The organism is Monashia sp. HAY1-2A, from assembly GCF_056755315.1.
Window position 1 is genome coordinate 1 of the sequence record NZ_JBNDHY010000221.1, and the last position, 5386, is coordinate 5386.

General features: G+C 74.4%; 4 protein-coding genes. 3 read left to right on the forward strand and 1 reads right to left on the reverse strand.

Going from position 1 to position 5386, the window contains the following annotated elements; all coding sequences use genetic code 11:
* On the forward strand, window positions 1-1153 hold a 1153-nt coding region (locus tag ACPYOM_RS20730; protein ID WP_481347398.1), incomplete at its 5' end, for a hypothetical protein.
* Window positions 1154-1186: 33 nt separating this feature from the next.
* On the opposite strand, the gene ACPYOM_RS20735 is transcribed toward ACPYOM_RS20730, so the two are convergent.
* Window positions 1187-2728 (reverse strand): aminopeptidase P family protein, encoded by a 1542-nt coding sequence (locus ACPYOM_RS20735; RefSeq protein ID WP_481347399.1) that lies wholly within the window; start codon window positions 2726-2728, stop codon window positions 1187-1189.
* Window positions 2729-2888: 160 nt separating this feature from the next.
* On the opposite strand from ACPYOM_RS20735, the gene ACPYOM_RS20740 reads away from it, so the two are divergent.
* Window positions 2889-4574 carry a threonine/serine exporter family protein gene (locus ACPYOM_RS20740; RefSeq protein ID WP_481347400.1) on the forward strand — a complete coding sequence of 562 codons (1686 nt, stop codon included), beginning with the start codon at window positions 2889-2891 and terminating at the stop codon, window positions 4572-4574.
* A 108-nt stretch (window positions 4575-4682) separates the two neighbouring features.
* A complete protein-coding gene (locus tag ACPYOM_RS20745; RefSeq protein WP_481347401.1) occupies window positions 4683-5225 on the forward strand; it encodes a MaoC family dehydratase in 543 nt (180 codons plus the stop codon).
* Window positions 5226-5386 lie beyond the last annotated feature (161 nt).

The window sequence follows — 5386 nt, forward strand, 5'->3', positions numbered from 1 at the left end:
TCCGTCGTCGGCAGCGTCAGATGTGTATAAGAGACAGTCCCACAGCCGCGCCGGCACGGTCACCCGTAGCCGCGTGCTCGCCACCGCCCGCCGCGTCCTGCTCACCGGCGCGGCCCTCGCCTCGGCGTCGGCCCTGGTGGCCTGCGGCACGACCCCGGCACCCCGGCCGGGGCCGGGCTCCGGCGGGACGGCCCTGCCGCACGTGACACCGGGCGTGAAGCGGCCGGTCACGGCGCAGCGGCTCGAAGCCGACGGCGCCCTCTCGTGCCCCCGGAGCCTCGCCTCCGCCGACGGCCTCACCGTCCCGCACCAGCCGCAGGGACTCGACGGCAACGCCCGACTGCTGCCCCCGCGCGACCCCGCCTCCCTCGTCGTGTGCGCGTACCCGACGATGACGGTGACCTCGCCCCAGCCGCCCACGGCGCCGTATCGCCTGTCCCGGCGCACCGTGGCCTCGCCCGAGCTGCGAGCCCGCGTCGTCGACCTGTTCTCCTGGGCACCCCGCTGGAACGGGCAGGAGAACGTCTGCACCATGATGGCCGGCGACGAGACGGCCTACCTCGTGGGCGTGCGCTACGACGACGCCGTCGTCTGGGTCGCCGCCAAGGCCGACGCGAACTCGTGCTCACGAGCCACCAACGGTGACTTCACGTCGGGGGCCGCCCTCGGGGTCCCCCTGCGCGCGATGCTCACCGGCCTCCCCATGCCGGCCGGGAAGCGATGTGACGCAAGGACGTTCGGGCGCCTGGGCGACGAGCGGACCCTGGCGCCCGAGGGTGCGCCCCTCGTGACCGTGTGCCGCACGGCCGAGGACGGCACGACGAGAGCCACCGGCCTGGACCGGTCCAGGTCGGCGCAGGTGGTCGCCGCCCTTCGGGCCCTGCCGGTGCGTCCGACCGCGCACACCTGCACCGGCTCGGGCGCGGCGTCGGACGGGCGCTTCCACCTCGTGGTGACCTACCCGGAGGGCCCGGCGGTGCGCGTCGACGTCGACCCCGACTGCATGCCTCCCGTGCGGGGCGGCGGAGTCGAGTCGGCGGAGGTCGGCGACGTCGTGCGCCTCGTCGAGCGGTGGAGCCCCCGCATCCCCGGCCCCGACCCCGACGGCGCCGTCTCGTCACCCACCGCGGTCAGGACCGCCGCCACCCCGTAGGCGCAGCCCCGGCCGGCGCGCCCGGGTGCAGGGTCAGGCCGTGATGCCGCGCTCGGCCCAGAGCCGGGCGATCCACGCCTCGACGTCGGCGCTGCTGCGCGGCATCGCCCCGGAGAGGTTCTCGCAGCCGTCCTCGGTGATGAGGACGTCGTCCTCGATGCGGACGCCGTTGCCCCGCAGCTCCGCCGGGACGAGCTCGTCGTCGGCCTTGAAGTAGAGACCGGGCTCGACGGTCAGGATCATGCCCGGCTCGAGCACGGCGTCGTTGTACTCCTCCCGCGTGGCGAGGGCGCAGTCGTGCACGTCGATGCCGAGGTGGTGGCTCGTGCCGTGCACCATCCAGCGGCGGTGGTACTGGCCGTGCTCCGCGTCGAGGGTGCCCTCGACGTCGACGCCCTCGGGCAGCAGGCCCCACTCGTGCAGGTGCTCGGCGATGACCCGGATGGCCGCGGCGTGCACGTCGGAGAACCTGTTGCCGGGCTTGCACGCCGCGATGCCGGCCTCCTGGGCCGCGAAGACCGCGTCGTAGATCCGGCGCTGGGCGTCGCTGAAGGTGCCGCTGACCGGAAGGGTGCGGGTGATGTCAGCGGTGAAGAGCGAGTCGACCTCGACGCCGGCGTCGAGGAGCAGCAGGTCGCCCTCGGCGATGTCGCCGGTGTTCTTGATCCAGTGCAGCGTGTTGGCGTGGTCCCCGCTCGCGCAGATCGAGTCGTAGCCGACGCCGTTGCCGTGGTGGCGCGCGTACAGGCCGAAGACACCCTCGACCCACCGCTCGCCGCGGCCGCGCCGGACGGCCTCGGGGAGGTCGGCGATGACGGCCTCGAAACCCCGGCGCGTGCCCTCGACGGCCGAGCGCATCTGCTCGACCTCCCAGTCGTCCTTGACGAGCCGCAGCAGCGACAGGAAGTGGGCCAGCGCCTCGTCCGCCTCGCGCTCGCGCTCGGTGCGCGACTCGACCTCGGCGGCGTCCTGGGACTCGGCGGCAGCGGCGCGCGCCCGGTCGACGCGCTCGGCGACCTCGGCGTCGGCGTCGCGGACGACCCGGACCGTCACGGACCCGGCGTCCTTGGCCACGGCGTCGGCGAGCTCGTCGATGTGGCGGGCCGTGAGGCCGAGCTCGGACTCGACGTCGGCGAGGGTGGGCCGCGCCCCGACCCAGAACTCGCCGTAGCGCGAGTCGCCGAAGAACTCCTCGGTGTCGCGGTCGGCCAGGGGGCGGAAGTAGAGGACCGCCTCGTGACCGGCGGCCTCGCCCTCACCCGTCGGCTCGAGGACGAGCACGGCGTCCGGCTCGCGGTCACCGCCGAGACCGGTGAGGTGCGCGAAGGCGCTGTGCGGGCGGAAGACGTAGTCGGTGTCGTTGCTGCGCACCTTGAGGCCGCCGGCGGGCACGACGAGGCGCTCACCCCGGAAGGCGGCGCTCACGGCGGCACGACGCTTGGCGGCCCAGTCGGCGACCTCGGACCGGGGGGTCACCCCGGTGCTCCGCGGCGCCCAGCCGGAGGCGACGAAGGCCCGGAACTCGTCGGTCGTCGGGCGTTTGCGGCTCGGTGAGGACTGCTGCTTCTCGCTCATCACCGGCTCATCGTGTCACGAACCGGCTGCGGCGCCGTAGCCGGTTTCCGACGGGTCAGGGCCCGGGTCAGGGCCCGGGCCCCGGCCCGGGCTCCGGCCCGGCCTCCGGCACGGTGGGGGCCTCGTGGCGGCGCGGCGTCGGGGTCCTAGAGTCGGGGAGGTGGCGCGCACCGACCGACCGACCCGGCCCACGACCGCACGACGGGCCCTGCCCTCGCTCCGGGCGAGCACGCGCCGGGCCATGCGGCCGAGCGGCCCGCCGACCGACGAGATCCCCGTCTGGACCACCCCGGACGGCGTCGACCGCGACACCGCCCTCGCCGTCATCGACCTGGCGATGCGCGCCGGCGTCGCGATGCTCTCCACGGGGGCCGCCGCGGCCGACGTCACGGCCACCGTCCTCATGCTCACCAAGGCCTACGGCCTGTCCGCCGTGCACGTCGACGTGACGTACACGTCGGTGACGGTGTCCTACCACCGCGGCCCCCACGCCGACCCGATGACGGTGCTGCGCATCGTCCGGTTCCGCGTCCAGGACTACACCCGGCTCGAGCGGCTGCGCGACCTCATCGTCGGGCTGGTCCAGGACCCCGTCGCCGTCGACGAGGCGAGGGTGCGCTTCGACGCCGTCATCACGGCGCCGCACCCGTACCGACGCTGGCTGGTCACCGTGGCCGGGGGAGCGCTCGCCGCCGGCGCGGCCGGGCTGCTCGGCGCCGGCTGGCTGCTCATCCTGACGAGCTTCGTCACCGCGACCATCGTCGGACGCGTCATCACCTGGCTCACCGGGGCGGGCGTGGCGGCGTTCTTCGCCCAGTGCGTCGGCGCGGCCATCCCGACGGCCGCGGCGACGCTCGTCGTCGTCGCCGGCTCGTTCGGCGTCGAGGTGGCCGAGGGGGTGTCGCCGTCCCTCGTCGTCGCGTCCGGCATCGTCCTGCTGCTGTCCGGGCTGTCCGTCGTCGGTGCGGCCGAGGACGCCCTCGAGGGCTACTACGTCACGGCCGGCGCGCGCGCCTTCGAGGTCGTCGTCCTGTCGCTCGGCATCGCCGTCGGCATCTCTGTCGTGCTCGCCGTCGGCAAGAGGCTCGACTACCCGATCGCCATCTCGTCGCAGACGCAGCTGACCGGCAACCTCACGGTCCAGGTGGTCTGCGCGGCGATCATCTCAGTGTCCTTCGCCGTGTCGTCGTACGCTAGCGGGCGGGCCGTCGCGGTGGCCGGTGTCGCCGGCGCCCTCGGCTGGCTCGTCCTCGCAGCGGCCGAGCGGCTGTCCTTCGGGGCCGTGTCGGCCTCGGCGCTCGCGGCGCTGCTCATCGGCTTCACCGCCCGGCTCGTGTCGCGACGCCTCGGCGTCTCCGCGCTGGCCGTCACCACCGCCGCGATCGTGCCGCTCCTGCCGGGACGGATGGCCTACGAGGGGATCTCGGCGCTCGTGACCGACCCCGACGGCAACGGCTTCGCGGTCGGCGTGCCGACGCTGCTGCAGGCGTTCGGCCTCGGCCTGGGCCTGGCTGCCGGCGTGTCGCTCGGTACGTACTTCGCGGGGCTGCTCGACGCCAAGAAGCAGGGCGTGCGCCCCCGCCCCGCCGCGGGGGCGACGCTGCCCGCCGACCCCGACCGCGACGCCGCGACGAGCACCGCGCCGGTCCTGTCCGACACGGGTGAGCTGTCGGCGGTCCTCGAGGAGGCCGCTGCCGGCGGCGTGTCCGGGCCCGCTGCCGGCGGCGTGACCGGGGCGGCGGCCGCCGGCGGGTCCGACCCGGCCGCCCCCGGCGGGTCCGACGACGCCGCCGCCCCCGGGTCGGCGCAGCCCGTGGGCCACACGACCTCCTCGCGGGTTCGGTGACGCAGGCCACGGCGTGAGCAAGCCCACGGCGTCCGGCGGTGTCTCGTCGCAGGAGGCTCGGGCAGGCTGGGCAGCGTTGGCCGTCGGTGTCTGGCAGATGGAGGAGCGATGCAGTTCGGGCGCAGCTACGAGGAGTTCGAGGTCGGGGCCGTGTACAGGCACTGGCCCGGCAAGACGGTCACCGAGTACGACGACCACCTCTTCTGCCTGCTGACGATGAACCACCACCCGCTGCACCTCGACACGCACTACGCGGAGGAGACGACGCAGTTCGGCCGGAACGTCGTCGTCGGCAACTACGTCTACTCGATCCTGCTCGGCATGTCGGTCCCCGACATCTCCGGCAAGGCCATCGCGAACCTCGAGATCGAGTCGCTGCGCCACGTCGCGCCGACCTTCCACGGCGACACGCTCTACGGCGAGACACGGGTGCTCGACAAGTGGGAGTCGACGTCGAAGGACGACCGCGGCGTCGTGCACGTCGAGACGATCGGCTACAAGCAGGACGGCACGGTCGTGTGCATCTTCCGGCGCAAGGTCATGGTGCCGAAGCAGAGCTACCTCGAGGCACGCGGCGGCGAGCAGCCCGGCCGCCCCACCCCGGTCCCGGACCGGAACTGGCCCGGCCCCGACCCCACGCCCCGCCCCTGACGCCCCGACGCAACGCCACGACCCCGCGCCCCGAACCCACCGCGCCTGAACCTGCCGCGCCCCGTCGTCGTGCAACACACCGAGCCTGTCTCTTATACACATCTCCGAGCCCACGAGACGCGTAGTAATCTGGGGGGGGGGGGGGGGGGGGGGGGGGGGGG

Coding starts and splice junctions, on each gene's coding strand:
- ACPYOM_RS20735 (WP_481347399.1), bottom strand. CDS start 2,728: ATGAGCGAGAAGCAGCAGTCCTCACCGAGCCGCAAACGCCCGACGACC.
- ACPYOM_RS20745 (WP_481347401.1), top strand. CDS start 4,683: ATGCAGTTCGGGCGCAGCTACGAGGAGTTCGAGGTCGGGGCCGTGTAC.